Source organism: Pseudomonas poae, from assembly GCA_028869255.1.
Taxonomy (GTDB): Bacteria; Pseudomonadota; Gammaproteobacteria; order Pseudomonadales; family Pseudomonadaceae; genus Aquipseudomonas; species Aquipseudomonas poae_C.
In genome coordinates this window covers 1,672,212-1,689,110 of the sequence record CP110972.1, presented here as the reverse complement: position 1 = coordinate 1,689,110, position 16,899 = coordinate 1,672,212, and the positions used below count along the sequence as shown (strand labels likewise).

The following is a 16,899-nucleotide window of genomic DNA, read 5'->3' as shown; positions in this document are numbered from 1 at the left end:
CTTCCTTAGAGAATCACTGGCCCCACGAATCACGCAAGGTCACGGTACGGTTGAATACCGGAGCACCTGGTTTCGAGTCCTTGATATCCGCGCAGAAGTAACCTTCGCGCTCGAACTGGAAACGGTCTTCCGGCTGTGCGTCGCCAAGCGATGGCTCGGCACGACAACCAGTGAGTACTTGCAGGGAGTCAGGGTTGATGTTGTCCAGGAAGCTGGCGCTGTCCTCGGCCTTTTCAGGGTTCGGCGAGCGAAACAGACGATCGTACAGGCGCACTTCGCACTCGATGCTGGCGGCGGCCGGAACCCAGTGGACCACGCCCTTGACCTTGCGGCCTTCAGGGTTCTTGCCCAGGGTGTCCGGGTCGTAGGAGCAACGCAGCTCGACGATGTTGCCATCGGCGTCCTTGATGGCTTCGTCGGCGCGGATCACGTAGCTGCCGCGCAGGCGCACTTCGCCGTTCGGTTCCAGGCGCTTGTAGCCCTTCGGCGGTTCTTCCATGAAGTCATCGCGGTCGATGTAGATTTCACGGGCGAACGGCAGCTTGCGCACGCCGAGTTCTTCTTTCTGCGGATGACGCGGCAACTCGAGGTTCTCGACCTTGTCTTCCGGGTAGTTGGTGATCACGACCTTCAACGGGCGCAGCACGCACATGGCGCGTGGAGCGTTCGCGTCGAGGTCCTGACGGATGCTGAACTCGAGCATGCCATAGTCGACCACGCCGTCGGAGCGGTTGGTGCCGACCATCTCGCAGAAATTGCGGATCGACGCCGGGGTGTAGCCGCGACGGCGGAAACCCGACAGGGTCGACATGCGCGGATCATCCCAGCCATGCACGTGCTTTTCATCGACCAGTTGCTTGAGCTTGCGCTTGCTGGTGATGGTGTAGTTCAGGTTCAGGCGGCTGAACTCGTACTGACGCGGGTGCGCCGGTACCGGCAGGCTGTCGAGGAACCATTCGTACAACGGGCGATGGCTTTCGAACTCCAGGGTGCAGATGGAGTGGGTGATGCCCTCGATGGCGTCCGACTGGCCGTGGGTGAAGTCGTAGTTGGGGTAGATGCACCACTTGTCACCGGTCTGGTGGTGATGGGCATGGCGGATGCGGTACATGATCGGGTCGCGCAGGTTCATGTTCGGCGAGGCCATGTCGATCTTGGCGCGCAGCACGCGGGCGCCGTCCGGGAACTCACCGGCGCGCATGCGGGCGAACCAGTCGAGGTTCTCTTCTACCGAACGGTCGCGGAACGGGCTGTTCTTGCCCGGCTCGGTCAGCGAACCACGGTATTCCTTGGCTTGCTCCGGGGTCAGGTCGTCGACGTAGGCTTTGCCAGCCTTGATCAGCTCGACAGCCCAGTCGAACAGTTGGTCGAAATACTTGGAGGCATAGCGCACTTCACCGGACCACTCGAAGCCCAGCCACTTGATGTCGCTTTCGATGGCGTCGATGTATTCCTGGTCTTCCTTGGCCGGGTTGGTGTCGTCGAAACGCAGGTGCGTGACGCCACCGAACTCCTGGGCCAGGCCGAAGTTCACACAGATCGACTTGGCGTGACCGATGTGCAGGTAGCCGTTGGGCTCTGGCGGGAAGCGGGTGACGATCTGCGTGTGCTTGCCCGAATCCAGGTCCGCCTGGATGATCGGGCGCAGGAAGTTGACCGGAACGGCAGGTCCGGCCTTGGAATTCGAGGTAGGGTCGACAGTGGGCTTGCTCATAGGATCCTTGAACAGACAGGTTCGTGGCCGGGTGGGGCCAGATAAAACAAAGGGCTTATCATAGCCGAACCTGTCAACCGCCTGACAGAGCACGGCCAAAAACTGCGGCTTTAATTGCTGCTTTTATGACGGACGCGGTAAAAAACCACCTCGAAATTCCTGCAAGGCACGCTAAACTGCGCGCCTTGGCTGCTGTTTCGCCAAATCGGTAGCGGCGCCCTGGCGTCCAAACCCACGAATTCCCTGAAAAGAGTAGTGAACATGACTCAAGTCAAACTGACCACCAACCACGGTGACATCGTCATCGAGCTGAACGCCGAGAAAGCGCCGATCACCGTCGCCAACTTCATCGAGTACGTGAAGGCCGGCCACTACGAAAACACTGTTTTCCACCGTGTGATCGGTAACTTCATGGTCCAGGGCGGCGGTTTCGAGCCTGGCATGAAAGAAAAGAAAGACAAGCGTCCAAGCATCCAGAACGAAGCGGACAACGGCCTTTCCAACGACAAGTACACCGTCGCCATGGCCCGTACCATGGAGCCGCATTCGGCCTCCGCGCAATTTTTCATCAACGTTGCCGACAACGCCTTCCTGAACCACAGCGGCAAGAACGTGCAGGGCTGGGGCTACGCAGTGTTCGGTAAAGTCACCGAAGGCACCGACGTTGTCGACAAGATCAAAGGCGTGTCGACCACCTCCAAGGCCGGTCACCAGGACGTACCCACAGAAGACGTGATCGTCGAGAAAGCCGAGATCGTTGGGTGATATTGCTGATTTCAGATTTGCATCTGATCGATACGCGCCCGGACATCACCCGGGCGTTTCTGGATCTGCTCCAAGGCCGCGCCCGAGGCGCCCAGGCGTTGTACATTCTGGGGGACTTCTTTGAAGCCTGGATTGGCGACGACGGGATGACGCCCTTCCAGCGCTCCATTTGCGAGGCTCTGCGCGAGCTGAGCGACAGCGGCACCCCGATTTTCATCATGCATGGCAACCGCGATTTCCTGATCGGCAAGGCCTTCTGCAAAGCAGCAGGCGCCACCTTGCTCAAGGACCCGAGTGTCGTGCAGCTCGCAGGCGAACCTGTGCTCTTGATGCACGGCGACAGCCTGTGTACCCGCGACCTCGGCTATATGAAGCTGCGGCGCATCCTGCGCAACCCGATTGTGCTGTTTATCCTGCGTCACCTGCCCTTGCGCACCCGGCACAAGCTGGCGCGCAAGCTGCGCAGCGAAAGTAGCGCTCAGGTACGCATGAAAGCCAATGACATTGTCGATGTCACCCCCGAGGAAGTCCCGCGGGTGATGCAGCAATTCGGCGTGCGCACCCTGGTCCACGGCCATACCCACCGCCCGGCGATCCATAAGTTGCAGATTGGCGACCAGGCGGCCAAGCGCATTGTGCTAGGGGATTGGGACAAGCAAGGGTGGGCGTTGCAGGTGGATGATCAAGGATTTGCGTTGGGCGCGTTTGACTTCGTCAATCCGCAGTTGGCGCTGCCTGTGGCAGCCGGGCTTGCCCGCGATGCAGGCACCTCGGTGTAACAGGAACACCGAGGTGAAGCTATCGCAGGCAAGCCAGCTCCCACAGTTGATTGCATTCCAATCCTTGCAAATCAGTGCCCCGAAGCCTCCGGCCCGGCCTTGGCCCCAAACGGCGGCTTCGCCAGCCATACCAGCAGCATCAACCCCATGAACATCCACCCCAGCAACGTGAAGTAATCCACGGTGGACATCATGTACGCCTGGCTGGTGAGGATCTGGTCCAGTTGCGCATAAGCCTTGTGCCCTGCCCCGCCGAGCGCCTGCAAGGCGTCACGGGTGGTCGAGTCGTAGGTGGTCATGTTCTCGCTCATGTACGCATGGTGCTGGTCGGCCCGGCGAATCCAGATCCAGGTCGTGAGCGACGCTGCGAAGCTGCCACCCAGGGTCCGCAGGAACGTCGCGAGGCCCGCGCCGTCGGCGATTTGTGCCGGTGGCAGGTCGGACATCAGGATGCTCAAGGTCGGCATAAAGAACAGCGCCACGCCGATCCCCATAAACAGCTGCACCAGGGCGATGTGGGTGAAGTCCACCTCATTGGTGAAGCCTGCGCGCATAAAGCAACTCAAGCCAATCGCCAGGAACGCCAGGCCCGCCAGCAGGCGCAGGTCGAACTTGTGCGCGTACTTGCCGACAAACGGCGACATCAGCACTGGCAGAATCCCGATCGGCGCCACTGCCAGGCCGGCCCAGGTGGCGGTGTAGCCCATCTGGGTTTGCAGCCATTGCGGCAGGATCAGGTTGATCCCGAAGAAGCCCGCATAACCCAGGATCAACACAATGGTGCCAATACGGAAGTTACGGTAGGCAAACAGCCGCAGGTTGACCACCGGGTGCTCGTCGGTCATTTCCCAGATGATGAACACCGCCAGGGCGATCACCGAAATCGCCGCCCCGATGATAATGAAGTTGGATTCGAACCAGTCCAGGTCGTTGCCCTTGTCGAGGATGATCTGCAAGGCGCCGACACCGACGATCAAGCTGAGCAGCCCGACGTAATCCATCGGCTGGTAACTGGTGACCACTGGGCGTTTCTTGAGCTGCGAGCGCACCACCATCACCGCAAAGATGCCGATGGGCACGTTGATAAAGAAGATCCACGGCCAGCTGTAGCTGTCGGTGATCCAGCCGCCGAGAATCGGGCCGGCAATCGGCGCCACCACTGTGACCATCGCCAGTAACGCCAGGGCCATGCCGCGCCTGGCCGGTGGGTAGACCGCGATCAGCAAGGTCTGGGTCATCGGGTACAACGGCCCCGCCACCAGGCCCTGCAGCACTCGAAAGCCAATCAGCTCGGGCATCGAGGTGGAAATACCGCACAGGAACGACGCCAGCACAAACAGCATGGTCGCCCACAGAAACAGCTTCACCTCGCCAAAGCGCCGGCTCAGCCAGCCGGTCAGCGGCAAGGCAATCGCGTTGCTCACCGCAAACGAGGTGATCACCCAGGTGCCCTGCTCCGAACTCACGCCCAGGTTGCCGGAAATAGTCGGCAACGCCACGTTGGCGATGGTGGTGTCGAGCACCTGCATAAAGGTCGCCAGCGACAGGCCAATGGTGGCCATCAACAGGCTGGGTGGCGTGAAGGAGGCGTTATTGCTCATCAGCGTTGCACAGCCTTGGGGGCGGCGAGGCTGTTGTCATGGATCAACTGCGTGATCATGGCGTCGGCTTCGGCCAGTTGGCGGTCATACACATTGGTGGTGAACGAAGCTTTTTGCGGCGCCTGTTGCGCCAGCACCGGGCCACTTTGGTCGTGCAGGTTAACGCTGACCACCGTGCTCAAGCCCACCCGCAGCGGGTGCTTGGCCAGCTCATCGGCATTGATATGGATACGCACCGGTACCCGTTGCACGATCTTGATCCAGTTACCGGTGGCGTTCTGCGCCGGCAGCAATGCGAACGCACTGCCGGTACCGGCGCCCAGGCTGTCCACGGTGCCGCTGTACTTCACGTCACTGCCGTAGATGTCAGACTCGATGTCCACCGGCTGACCAATGCGCATATCGCGCAGCTGGGTTTCCTTGAAGTTGGCGTCGATCCACAGTTGGTTCAGCGGGATCACCGCCATCAGCGCGGTACCCGGTTGCACGCGTTGGCCCAGTTGCACGGTGCGCTTGGCCACGTAGCCGGTGACCGGGGCGATCAAGGTGCTGCGCGCATTGGTCAGGTAGGCCTGGCGCAGTTGTGCGGCGGCGGCCTGCACATCCGGGTGGGAGCTGATCACTGTGTCGTCGACCAAGGCATTGGTGGTTTTGAGTTGCTGCTCAAGGTTGGTCAGGGCGTTCTTTGCCGCGGTCAGGCTGTCACGGGCATGGGACAGCTCCTCTTGGGAGATCGCCCCACCGGCCGCCAGGGTTTTACGACGGTTGAAGTTGTCCTGCGCGGTTTGCACGTCGGCTTTCTGCGCGTTGACCTGGGCCTTCATGCCATCGACATTGCTGTACAAACCACGCACCTGGCGCACCGTGCGGGCCAGGTTGGCCTGGGCACTTTGCAGGCCGACGGCGGCGTCATTCGGGTCGAAGTTGACCAGCACCTGGCCTTCGTGGACCAGGTCGCCGTCGTCGGCGCCGATGCTGACCACGGTGCCGGTGACCAGCGGGGTGATTTCCACCACGTTGCCGTTCACATAAGCGTCGTCGGTGCTTTCATTGAAGCGCCCGTAGAGTTCATACCAGCCCCATACGCCCACCACGCCAAGGATGACGAGCAGCGCCAGGCCGATCAGCATGACTTTGCGTTTGCGTGGGTTGTTGTCTTTGGGTTGTTCGGTTGCGTTGGTGTTTTCGGCAGTGGCCATGACAAATACCTCAAATTATTCCGTGCGTGTGGCTGGGGTGGTCGATGCCACGTTGTTGGCGCTGTAGCCGCCACCCAGGGCCTGCATCAATTGAATCGACAGGTCGATCTGCGCCGCATTCAGGGTCGCCAGCTGGCGCTGGGCCTGCAGCAATTGCTGCTCGATGCTCAGCACATCCAAGTAGTTACCGATCCCGGAGCTGTAGCGCTGCACCCCGGTGTCGTAGGACTGCTGGGCAATGTCCGCGGCATGTTGCTGCGCTTGGATCTGCCGCCCGGTTTCGCGCAACTGCACCAGCGTATTGCCGATATCACCCAAGGCTTGCACCAGGGTTTTGTTGTACTGGGCCACGGCCAGGTCGTAATCCGCATCGCGGGCATCAAGGTCGGCACGTAGGCGGCCGCCGTCGAAGATCGGCAGCGAAAGGGTCGGCGCAATGCTGAAGAAGCGGCTGGCCGAACCAAACATCGCATCGCCCAGCAACGACTCGGCCCCGGCACTCGCGCTCAGGTTGAGGTTGGGGTAGAAGCGGGTTTTGCTCGCGGCGACGTTTTTGCTCGCCGCCTCCACGCGCCAGCGCGCAGCAATCAGGTCGGGACGACGGCCAACCAATTCGGCAGGCAACACCGAGGGCACGGCGACGGCGCTGGGTTTCAACAGGTTCGGCCGGGTCAGCTCACTGCCACGGTCGGGGCCTTTGCCGAGCAGTACGGCCAGGGCGATCTTGGCGCTTTGCAGTTGTTTTTCCGCATCGATCAACTGCGACTGGGAGCTGGCTTCCAGGCTTTCGGTCTGCTGATACTGATACTGGCTGTCGATGCCCGAGTTCAAGCGGCGCTGGCCCAGATCAAGCATCTGTCGGGTGCGCTTGAGGTCATCATTGGCCAGGTCACGCACGATATGGGCCTGGCCCAGGTCGCTGTAAGCCTTGGCCACGTTGGCGGCCAGGGTCAGGCGTGCGGCTTGTTGATCGACTTCGGCGGCACGCGCCTGGCCCAACGCCGCTTCCCAGGCGGCGCGCTGGCCACCCCAGAGGTCGAAGTTGTAGTTGAAGCTGGCGCTGATATTTCGCACGGTGGCGTAGGCGTCGCCCTGCCCCAGCGGGTCCTGGTCTTTGGCCAAACGCGAACGGCTGACGCCAGCGCTGGCATCCAGGGTTGGCATGCGCGCAGCGTCGGCGGCATAGGCAGCGGCCTCGGCCTGATGGGCACGGGCGCTGGCCACTTGCATGTCCGGGCTGTTTTGCAGGGCTTCACGGATCAGGCCGTCGAGCTGGGGGTCGCCGAGGCTTTTCCACCACTCGGCGCTGGGCCAGGCGGCGTTCGAGAGCGTCACGCCGCTCAGGGATTTGCCAGTTTGCAGGGTATTGGCGTCGAGGCGCTGGCCCTGCGTATCGAGGCCGCTGAAATTGGCGCAACCGGCCAGGCTCATGGCGACCAGCACCAGGCTAAGGGCACGAGTGTTCATTCTTTACCTACCCGCTGAAGGGTGATGGGATCACCGGCAGCTATCAGAATTTTCTTGAGGATCTTTTCCAGGGTTTGCAACTCGCCGGGCTCCAGGGCGCCGGCCAACTGGTTCAGCGCCTCGGCGCCGATGTACGGCAGCATGTCCGCCAGGCGCTGGCCGTCGGCAGTCAGCACCAGCTGCACCTGGCGCCGATCCAGCTCGGAACGCTTACGGCCCAGCAAGCCCTTTTGCTCGAGACGATCGAGCATGCGCGTCATCGAGCCGCTGTCCAGGGACAGGTTGCGGCACAGCTCGGCCGGGGTGTCGACGCCGTACTGGGCCATGATGATCAACACTTTGAACTGCGCGGCGGTGATGCCGTGGGGTTCCATATGGGTGTCGATGATGCGGTCTTTAAGCAACGCGGCGCGGCCCAGCAACAGCCCGAGGTGGCAGTTGTGGAAGTTGTCGGGGGTGAAGTGTTTCATCGGAAGTCACCTTATTACTGCCTAGGCAGTGAATGTATGACGAGATGTTACTGCTTAGGCAGCGAATGTCAAATGGAATAATTAGCTTGCTTGGTAGTTTCGCGACAGGCGGGGTGGAATGCAGACAAATGTGGGAGGGGCTTGCCCCCTCCCACATTAGAAATCGCGTTTGTAGAAGATATCCAAGGAGCTGGCGACACCACTCGCCACTTCCAGGTACACCTTCTTGCTCAACAGGTAGCGCAAGGCGATGGTACTGGCCGGCTCGAATACACCCACCCCGTAACGCAGACTGAGTTTCTCGGTGATTTTGCCGCTGGCCACCACGGCGGTGTTGTTGCCGCTGCCCTGGGTGTCGAGGTCGAAATCCTGGATGCCCAGCTTGTTTGCAAGGTCCGAGGTCACCCCGGCACTGCCCATCAGGCCAAGGCCCAGTGCCGCTTGGGCGAGCATGTTGTTGTCTTCGCCGGTAGTGCTCAGCGGACGCCCCAGCACCAGGTAGGACAACGCTTGCTCCTGGCTCATGGCCGGCTCGGAGAAGATCTGCGTGGTGGGCTGCTCGGCACTGCCACTCAGGCGGATACCGGCAACCACATCGTCGGTCTTGCGGATTGCCTCGATATCCAGATACGGCTGGTCCAGCGGCCCGGCGAACAGCAGTCGCGCCCGCCGCACGTCGAGCCTCTGCCCGTAGGCGCGGTAGCGACCGTCGTTGAGCCACAGCTCGCCACGGGTGTCCAGGTTGTCGCCAATATGCACCTGGCCCTGCACCTTGGCGGTGAGGCCGAAACCCGAGAAATTGAGCTTGTCTTCTCCCACCACCACATCGATATCCATGGCCATCGCCATCGGCGGCTTGCCCTCCTCGGTCTGGCTGCCGACGATCACCGTGTCATCCGAGACCTTGACGGTCGACGGCGGCAGTTCGCGTACGGTGATGTCACCACGCGGGATGTGGACCTTGCCGGCAATCTCCAGTTTGTCGTTCTTCAAGGTGATCTTCAGGTCAGGCGCTACTTCGAGTTCCGCGTAGGGCTCTACCGTGACAGGCAATTGCGAGCCCTGCAGGCTGAGGTCCACCGTCAGCGCCTGCCCCCAGTCGATCTGCCCCTTGAGGCTGCCCTGCCCGGCCTTGCCGCTGCGCCAGGCACCGTTCAACTGCACACTTTCACCGGCGATCAGTGCTTGCACGTTCAAACCTTCAAGGCTGACAGGCAGCTGCGGCCCGGAGACTTCGCCGCCAACCAGGTTGACGTTGCCGTTGACCAGCGGCGCCAGCAGCCCACCGGAAATCCGCCCGCTGCCATTGAGCTTGCCGTTGAGTTTTTCCACCATTGGCACAAAAGGCCGTGCCACGGCGAGGTCGAGGCCCGTCAGGCTGAAATTGCCGGTGATCGGTTTATTCTTCGGCAACGGGTCGATCTGCGCCTGTAACAGCAACTCGCCCAACTTGCCGCCACGGAAGTTCAGCTGGGTATCGATGCGTTTCGGGTTGAGGGTGGTTTCCAGTTTGAGGGTGTCATAGGGGAAATCCAGCCACTGGTCCTTGTCCTTGACGCGCAAGGTGCCGCCGCCGGCATCCACCGACACCACGCCTTTGGGGCCGCTGTCGGGCAGGTCGAGCTGGACGTCGGCGTTGAGCTTGCCTTGCCAGGCGAAGTCCTTGGGCAAGAATGCCGCCAGGCTGTCGATCGGGAACTGCTTGAGGTGGTAGCGCAACTTGGGTTCGGGCATCAGCCGCTGGTCCTCACCGCACAGGCTGGCGGGGCCGGACACCCAGCAGTGCGCGGCAAAGGTCAGCTTGCCGTCGGCCAGCCGTTCGATTTTCGCCGGGGCTTGCAGCTTCCAGTCTTGCCCGCCGGCCTGTACATCGCCACTGGCCAGGCGGCCGCGCCAATTGCCGTTGTCGAGGTTGCCGTCCAGGGCCAGCGCCAGTTTGACCAACGGGCCGACCAGATCCAGCTGGACTTTCTGGCTTTTGATATCGCCCTGGGCACTGGCGGTCAGGGTGCCGACCTGAGTCTCACCGGCCTGGATGCCGCTGCCCTTGAGGTCGATTCTGGCGCGCTGGGCGTTATCGAGGCTGGCGCCCAGTGTCAGGCTTTGCAGGCGATTGTCGGCGAATGCCAACTGCTGGCCCTTGAGGTCGAGTTTGCCTTGCGGGGCCTGGAGGCTGCCGGCCACGTCGAGCCGGCCATTGACCTGCCCGCGCAGCTGCGGCCACAGCTGGGCCAGGCGCGCCAGTTTGATATCGATCTGCCCGGCCAGGCGTTGTTGCAGGCTGCCGCTGCCGTTGATGCGGTTGTCACCCAGGCGGATATCCAGGTTGCCCAGGGTCCACTGCTCGCCCGCGCCTTCGGCCTTGGCCGCCAGCACGGCGGTTTGCCCACGCAGACGACCCTTGAGGTCAAGGTCGGCGTTCAGTTTGAGCTGCTCATTCTTGAACTCGCCCTTGCTGCGCAACGGCCCGGCCAACGTACCCGGTAATTCAGCCACCCAATACGCCGGGTTCAACGCCGACAGGTCGAGCGCCGTGTCCCAGGCGATGCCGTCGGCGAACTGCAGGTTCAGATGCCCTTCGGCCTTGCCCTGGCCAGCGGTCAGTTTCAGCTCGGGCAGAAACACTTGCTTAAGGTCGCCGCTGAACGGCGTGACCACATTGAACGTGCCGGCGGGGCCGTCGAGGTCAGCCTTGAGGTTGCCGAGGTAGTTGCCGTCCTTGTAGGAAATCTCACCATTGAAGGTGCGCAATACCACCTGCGGCTCATCGATCAGCGGGTAGAGGCGATGCCAGGGGAAGTCCAGCCAGTCGATCCGAGCATCGGCGCTGAAGCCTTGTTGCCAATCCAGCTGCGCGGTGAGCTTGAGGCTCTGCTTGTCACCGGCGTTCAGGTCGAGGCCGTCGATGTGTGCGCCCTTGGCGTCGACCTTGCCTTGCAGCAGCAAGTCCACCGGGCCTTTTTCCGCCGGCAGCACGGCCTTGCCCAGTAGCTGGTAGCCACTGCTCAGGTCGCCCTTGGCGCTCAGGTCCAGTTGATTCAGTTGCAGGGTGTCCGGCAGATCGGCGCTGGGTTTGAAGCCATCGGCGGTAATGTGCAATTGCGCAGGCAGGTTCTCCGCCAGCGGTTGCAGCTCGCCGACAAGCTTGGCCGGCAGGTAACCGCTGCTGTCGGCGTCGAGCTTGAGGGTCTTGAGCAAGTCGCCATCAATCTTCAACGCCAGCTTCCACGGCGCCCCCCGGGGGCATAGGGCAGGCTCACATTACCGCTGGCGCTCAGCGGCCAGTCGCCGGTCGGTTGCAGCAGGCCGGAGAGGTCCAGCACCAGGTCGTCGCGTTGCAGGTGCACCGAGTCGATCTGCATCCCCGCAGCCGTCCAGTGCGCCGCCAGTTGCAAGCCCTTGAGCTCCTCGCTGCCGTTGAACAGCAGGCTACCGACGCGAACGTCGCCCAACTGGAGGGCAACCGGCAGCTTCAAGTCCGGCAGCTGGATCGGCCCGCTGCTGCTCTCTTCGGTGTTGGGGGAAATTGCAGGCTGACACGGTCAACCTCCAGCTGATTGATGCACAAGGTCATGCGCAGCAGGCAGGCCGGCGACCAGTCAAACGTGGGTGCATCGAGCTCCACCCGGCTAGTGTCTTGCTCCCACACCAGGTGATCGGCGCGCCACTGACCACCCAAATGGCCCTGGAAATTTTCCACGCTCAAACCCGGCACCTGGCCCAAGGCCCAGCGGCTGCCCGCCTGGCTGCCGAGTACCGCCCACAGGGCCAGCAACAGCACGGCGAGGAAGGCCACCACGGCCAGCCCCGCAATTTTCACACCACGCATCACAGCTCAGGCCCCATGGAAAAGTGCAATCGAATGCCGCCCGGATCCTCGAGGGCGTGGGCCAGGTCGAGGCGTATCGGCCCAACCGGCGAAACCCAACGTACACCCACGCCGACCCCGGTTTTCAGGCTGGGTAATTCCAGGGAGTTAAACGAGTTGCCTTGGTCGATAAAGGTCGCGATCCGCCATTTTTCGGCGATGGAATATTGATACTCGGCGCTCAACGCGACCATATAGCGGCCGCCGATACGGTCACCGCGATCGTTCTCTGGCGACAATGTCTGGTACTCGTAGCCCCGCACGCTCTGGTCGCCACCGGCGAAGAAGCGCAGCGACGGCGGCACCGACTTGTACCCGTTGGTGGCACTGCCACCGAACTGCGCCCGGCCGAGGAAACGGTGGTTGTCCCACAACGTAGTCAGGCCCTTGATCGTGGCCGTGCCATACAGCAAGTTGGTGTCGGACCCAAGGCCCTCTTTGGCGACTTTGGTGTCGAACATCAGGCGATAGCCATTGTGCGGGTCGATGCGGTTATCACTGCGCAGGTAGGAATAGCTGACCCCCGGCATCACCAGGTTACTGAGGCCCGAGTCATTGCCCAGGCGATATTCTTCGCGCTGGTACTTGAGCGAGATCACCCGGGTCCAACCGCTGGGCAACTTGCTGTGCCATTCGGGGCCCAGGGTGAGTAATTTACTCAGGGTGTCGGTGTTGGCGATTTCTTCATTCTGATAACCGCCGGCGAAGCGCAGTTTATCGGTGAGCGGTGGGTCCAGCGGAATGTCGTACCACAGGCCGACGTTCTGGCGCGGCGCCGACAGTTCGGCTTCCCAGCCGTAACTGTGGCCCTGCGGGTTGACCCAGTGGCGCGTCCAGTTGGCCTTGCCACGCGGGCCGACGTCGGTCGAGTAACCGAGGCCCAGGCCCATGGTGCGTGGCTTGCGGGTTTGCAGATTGACCGCCACCGGGATCACATCATTGCTGGAGGCGGCCGGGGCTGCATCCACGCGCACGCCCTCGAAGAAGCCGCTGGCTTGCAGGTTCTGGTTGAGTTCGGCGATCAGTTCGGAATCGTAGGGTGCGCCGGCTTTAAACGGCACCATGCGTTGCAGCAGCTCTTCATCAAACGGCGTATCGCCGGCAAAACTGACCTTGCCCAGGGTGTAACGCGGGCCGCTGTCATAGATAAGTTCGATATCGGCGACGCCCGCTTGCGGGTCTACCGAGAGTTTCTGGCGGGTGAAGCGCCCGCTGAAAAAGCCGTAGCGCGAAGCCTGGTTCTGGATCAGACGCTTGGCGTCTTCGTAGTGGCCATGATTGAGCACGGCGCCGGATTTGAGGTCGTCGCTGGCAGGCACGCGAAACGCCTTGAGGTCCGAGGCCTGGCCGTCGACCCGAATGGTCACGTTACGCAAATGCACCGGCTCGCCGGGGTCGATAGTGAGGATCAGGCGCGGGTTCTTGCCGCCCTTCACATCGCTGTTGATCTGTGGCTGGTAGAAGCCCAGAGCCTGGGCCGCTTTGCGCGCCTGCTCCTCGGCGCCACGGCTGAACCGCAGCAAGGCTTCTTCATCACGATCGCCCACCCCGCCGATATAGCCTTCGATATTGGCTTTCAACGCGTCGTTTGAGGGCTTGATCCGCACGTCCAATTCGCTCTGCGCAAATGCGCCACAGCTTGTGAACAGCAGAACCAAGCCGCTGGTAAATCTTCCTGGAAACTTCATAGGCGCGGATGCTACACGAGCTGGGGAGGGTCTTAGAACTCAGACATTTCTGAAAAATTCTGATTTAAGCCGTTGTAGCCTGTAGGACTTGGGGGTTGGGATGAAAAAAAACATGTTCCAGAATTGGTCCTACAGCGACCTCGCCGATTTCCTCGTAGCCCTGGCGCTTATAAAACTCCAGATAGCGTGAATTGCCGGTATCCAGCACCACTCCGGATGAGTGCGGGTCTTCGGCGCACCAGTTGTGAACCGCTTCCAGCAGTTGTTCACCGTAATGCTTGCCCTGGAATTGCGGATGAATGCCCAGCAGCGGCAACACATGCACCGATTCGCTGGGCAGGCAGGCCAACACGGCGTAATGGTATTCCAGATAGCGCCGGGTGCCGCGTACACCGGTGCTCAGCCACATGCGCAGTTGCCAGGCCCAGCTCTCGGTAATCCCCAAACGCCGTTGCGGTGGCGCGATCAGCGCGATGCCGATCAGCCGATCGTTGACGAACAGGCCGATGGCCGGCAGTTTCTGGAAGAAATGCTGCTTGACCAACTCCCGCACGGTGGCGCGCACTCGCTGCTCATAGCCTGGGCGCTCGGCCTCGAAGATATAGGCGAAGGTCGGCTCGTGCCGATAGGCCTGATACAACAGGGAGCGAGCCTCGCGGGAATAGCCGCTGTTGAGCAAGCGGATTTCGGCAATGGCAGTCGAGGTTTCAGGCATACAGTCAATCTCCCTGGGCGCCACTGAAAAGGATGGCGTTCTTATGGGTACGAACCTACGCAGCTCCAGTCGTTCCCAGACATTAGCAGTGCATCCGCCCTACCGCCACGCTGGCCCCCGCCCGACTTGTCGGCTAGCATCGCCCTTTTGCCAGGACTGGACTGCCGACCATGAAAATCGTCTCCTTCAATATCAACGGGCTGCGCGCCCGCCCTCATCAGCTGGCGGCGCTGATTGAAAAGCACCAGCCCGACGTGATCGGCCTGCAGGAAACCAAGGTTCACGATGACCAGTTCCCCCTGGCCGAAGTACAAGCCCTGGGCTATCACGTGTATTACCACGGGCAAAAAGGCCACTACGGCGTGGCCCTGCTCTCGCGCAAAGAGGCCTTGAGTGTGCACAAAGGCTTTGCCGGCGATGAAGAAGACGCCCAGCGCCGTTTTATCTGGGGCACGTTCGCCGATGAAAACGGCAACCCGGTCACCATCATGAACGGCTACTTCCCCAGGGCGAAAGCCGCGACCACCCCACCAAGTTCCCGGCCAAGCAGCGCTTCTACGAAGATTTGCAGCATCTGCTGGAAAGCCAGTTCAGCAATGACCAGGCGCTGGTGGTGATGGGCGACGTGAACATTTCCCCGGAAGACTGCGACATCGGCATCGGCGCCGACAACGCCAAGCGCTGGTTGAAGACCGGCAAGTGCAGCTTCCTGCCCGAAGAACGCGAGTGGATGGCGCGCCTGAAGAACTGGGGCCTGGTGGACAGCTTTCGCCACTTGAACCCCGAGGTGGCCGACCGCTTCAGCTGGTTCGACTACCGCAGTCGCGGGTTTGAAGATGAACCCAAGCGCGGGCTGCGCATTGACGTGATCATGGCGTCCAACGGCCTGCTGTCGCGGGTCAAGGATGCGGGCGTGGATTACGAGCTGCGCGGTTTGGAAAAACCCTCGGACCATGCGCCGATCTGGCTTGAATTGAGCTGACAACACCGTCCAGTGTGGGAGCTGGCTTGCCTGCGATTGCGGTAGGCAGGTGAAAAGTGGCTTGCTGATACACCGCTATCGCGGGCAAGCCCGCTCCCACATTCAGGCTTGCGGTGTGCCAGTCATATTATTGAAACCCAACTGACTTAATCTCGCGGCACTCCCTTTGGCTTAAGAAGGTGCCGGCATGATGCTGCGCGTTCTGTTCCTGTGTTGCGCGATCACCCTCCCCGCTGTGGCTGCTGCCCTTCCCGTTCCCGACCAAGGCCCTGCGTTACGCCTCCAGGGCTCGAACACCATCGGCGCCGCGCTCGGGCCCGCACTGGTCAAGGGGCTGATGGAGCACCAGGGCTTACAGGGCGTGCACAGTGAACCCACCGACGGCGCCAATGAACAGCGGGTGATCGGCAAGACGCGCCAGGGCAAAACCGTGACCATCGAGGTGGCCGCCCACGGGTCCAGCACCGGGTTCGCTGCGCTGAAAAACGCCAGTGCCGACCTCGCCGCGTCTTCACGCCCGATCAAGAACAGCGAGCTGGTAGACCTTGAACCGCTTGGCGACCTGAAAAGCCCCGAGGCCGAACAGGTGATCGCCATCGACGGCCTGGCAATCATCCTCAACCCGCAAAACCCGCTGAACACCCTGACCACCGAGCAACTGGCGCAGCTGTTCAACGGCGAAATCAGCACATGGGAGGCACTGGGCGGCGTCGGCGGGCCCATTCATTTGTATGCACGGGATGATCAATCCGGCACCTACGATACCTTCAAGGAACTGGTGCTGAACCGACGCGGCAAACCCATGGCGCCCGCCAAGCGTTTTGAGTCCAGCGAGCAATTGTCAGATGCCGTGAGCCAGGACCCGCAGGGCATCGGTTTTATCGGCCTGCCCTATGTGCGCCAGGCCAAGGCGGTGGCGATTGTCGATGGCGACTCGCAACCGATGTTGCCGCTCAACAGCCTGATTGCCACCGAGGATTACCCGCTGTCCCGCCGTTTGTTCTTTTACCTGCCGCCGTCGGCGCGCAACCCGTGGGCCAAGGCGCTGGTGGACTTTACCCAAAGCAGCAAGGGCCAGGCGATTGTTGCCGCGAATGGGTTTATCGCGCAGCAGGTGCAGGCGATGGCCGTGGAGCCACGCCCGTCGATGCCTGAGGACTACCAGGCCATTGCGCGTGATGCCCAGCGTTTGACCGTGAACTTTCGTTTCGAGGAAGGCAGCGCCAGCCTGGATAACAAAGCGCGTCAGGATTTGCAGCGGGTGGTGGCGTACCTGAAAAGCGACAACAAGCTGGATAAGCAGGTGACGCTGGTGGGCTTTGGTGATGCCAAGAACGACCCGCAGCGGGCGGCACTGCTATCCAAGTTAAGGGCGATGGCGGTACGCCGTGAGCTGGTGAAGAACGGCGTGGTGCTGAAGGATATTCGTGGGTTTGGTGCGCAGATGCCGGTGGCGGCGAACACGGCGGATGAGGGGCGGATCAAGAATCGGCGGGTAGAGGTTTGGGTGTACTGACAAGGCAGGCGAACGGGCTTGTGTGGCTTGAGGGCTTGTGTGGCGAGCGGGCTTGCCCGCGTTGGGCTGCGCAGCAGCCCCATCCCTGGTCCACCAGATTTTTTCAGGCGCACCGCGGCGTTTGGTTTTGGGGCG

10 protein-coding genes and 2 pseudogenes are annotated in these 16,899 nt (G+C 61.7%); 4 read left to right on the top strand and 8 right to left on the bottom strand.

The features are described 5' to 3' along the window. Window positions 1-13: 13 nt before the first annotated feature. Entirely contained in the window at window positions 14-1,714 is a 1,701-nt protein-coding gene (locus LRS56_07840) for a glutamine--tRNA ligase/YqeY domain fusion protein (protein WDU64378.1), read from the bottom strand. 261 nt (window positions 1,715-1,975) lie between these two features. On the opposite strand from LRS56_07840, the gene LRS56_07835 reads away from it, so the two are divergent. Next, complete coding sequence (locus LRS56_07835; protein ID WDU64377.1) at window positions 1,976-2,479, top strand: peptidylprolyl isomerase; 504 nt, start codon at window positions 1,976-1,978, stop codon at window positions 2,477-2,479. Next, on the top strand, window positions 2,476-3,258 hold the full coding sequence (gene lpxH / locus LRS56_07830; GenBank protein ID WDU64376.1) for a UDP-2,3-diacylglucosamine diphosphatase: 783 nt from the start codon (window positions 2,476-2,478) through the stop codon (window positions 3,256-3,258). Before LRS56_07835 ends, lpxH begins: the two co-directional genes overlap by 4 nt. A 71-nt stretch (window positions 3,259-3,329) precedes the next feature. Here the strand turns inward: lpxH and LRS56_07825 are convergent, their stop codons facing one another. From LRS56_07825 to LRS56_07795, 7 genes and pseudogenes are all read right to left on the bottom strand, one after another. Beyond that, window positions 3,330-4,859: a DHA2 family efflux MFS transporter permease subunit gene (locus LRS56_07825; GenBank protein ID WDU64375.1), complete on the bottom strand. Its 1,530-nt coding sequence runs from the start codon at window positions 4,857-4,859 to the stop codon at window positions 3,330-3,332. Beyond that, window positions 4,859-6,058: an efflux RND transporter periplasmic adaptor subunit gene (locus tag LRS56_07820; protein ID WDU64374.1), complete on the bottom strand. Its 1,200-nt coding sequence runs from the start codon at window positions 6,056-6,058 to the stop codon at window positions 4,859-4,861. Before LRS56_07820 ends, LRS56_07825 begins: the two co-directional genes overlap by 1 nt. A 15-nt stretch (window positions 6,059-6,073) precedes the next feature. After that, window positions 6,074-7,525 carry an efflux transporter outer membrane subunit gene (locus LRS56_07815; GenBank protein WDU64373.1) on the bottom strand — a complete coding sequence of 484 codons (1,452 nt, stop codon included), beginning with the start codon at window positions 7,523-7,525 and terminating at the stop codon, window positions 6,074-6,076. Then, window positions 7,522-7,995 carry a MarR family transcriptional regulator gene (locus LRS56_07810; protein ID WDU64372.1) on the bottom strand — a complete coding sequence of 158 codons (474 nt, stop codon included), beginning with the start codon at window positions 7,993-7,995 and terminating at the stop codon, window positions 7,522-7,524. Before LRS56_07810 ends, LRS56_07815 begins: the two co-directional genes overlap by 4 nt. 156 nt (window positions 7,996-8,151) lie before the next feature. Then, window positions 8,152-11,824, bottom strand: a pseudogene (locus LRS56_07805) (translocation/assembly module TamB). After that, on the bottom strand, window positions 11,824-13,551 hold the full coding sequence (locus LRS56_07800; GenBank protein ID WDU64371.1) for an autotransporter assembly complex protein TamA: 1,728 nt from the start codon (window positions 13,549-13,551) through the stop codon (window positions 11,824-11,826). The pseudogene LRS56_07805 and the gene LRS56_07800 overlap by 1 nt, the downstream one beginning before the upstream one ends. 64 nt (window positions 13,552-13,615) lie before the next feature. Continuing rightward, window positions 13,616-14,266, bottom strand: coding sequence for a GNAT family N-acetyltransferase (locus LRS56_07795; protein ID WDU64370.1), 651 nt, complete (start codon window positions 14,264-14,266; stop codon window positions 13,616-13,618). 170 nt (window positions 14,267-14,436) lie between these two features. Between LRS56_07795 and xthA the strand changes: the two are divergent. Together xthA and LRS56_07785 are read left to right on the top strand one after the other, a co-directional pair. Continuing rightward, window positions 14,437-15,248 (top strand): annotated as a pseudogene (gene xthA / locus LRS56_07790) (exodeoxyribonuclease III). A 187-nt stretch (window positions 15,249-15,435) separates the two neighbouring features. Further along, on the top strand, window positions 15,436-16,764 hold the full coding sequence (locus tag LRS56_07785) for a phosphate ABC transporter substrate-binding/OmpA family protein (GenBank protein ID WDU64369.1): 1,329 nt from the start codon (window positions 15,436-15,438) through the stop codon (window positions 16,762-16,764). Window positions 16,765-16,899: the final 135 nt, after the last annotated feature.

Coding starts and splice junctions, on each gene's coding strand:
- LRS56_07800 (WDU64371.1), bottom strand. CDS start 13,551: ATGAAGTTTCCAGGAAGATTTACCAGCGGCTTGGTTCTGCTGTTCACA.
- LRS56_07840 (WDU64378.1), bottom strand. CDS start 1,714: ATGAGCAAGCCCACTGTCGACCCTACCTCGAATTCCAAGGCCGGACCT.
- LRS56_07810 (WDU64372.1), bottom strand. CDS start 7,995: ATGAAACACTTCACCCCCGACAACTTCCACAACTGCCACCTCGGGCTG.
- LRS56_07815 (WDU64373.1), bottom strand. CDS start 7,525: ATGAACACTCGTGCCCTTAGCCTGGTGCTGGTCGCCATGAGCCTGGCC.
- LRS56_07825 (WDU64375.1), bottom strand. CDS start 4,859: ATGAGCAATAACGCCTCCTTCACGCCACCCAGCCTGTTGATGGCCACC.
- LRS56_07795 (WDU64370.1), bottom strand. CDS start 14,266: ATGCCTGAAACCTCGACTGCCATTGCCGAAATCCGCTTGCTCAACAGC.
- LRS56_07785 (WDU64369.1), top strand. CDS start 15,436: ATGATGCTGCGCGTTCTGTTCCTGTGTTGCGCGATCACCCTCCCCGCT.
- LRS56_07820 (WDU64374.1), bottom strand. CDS start 6,058: ATGGCCACTGCCGAAAACACCAACGCAACCGAACAACCCAAAGACAAC.
- LRS56_07835 (WDU64377.1), top strand. CDS start 1,976: ATGACTCAAGTCAAACTGACCACCAACCACGGTGACATCGTCATCGAG.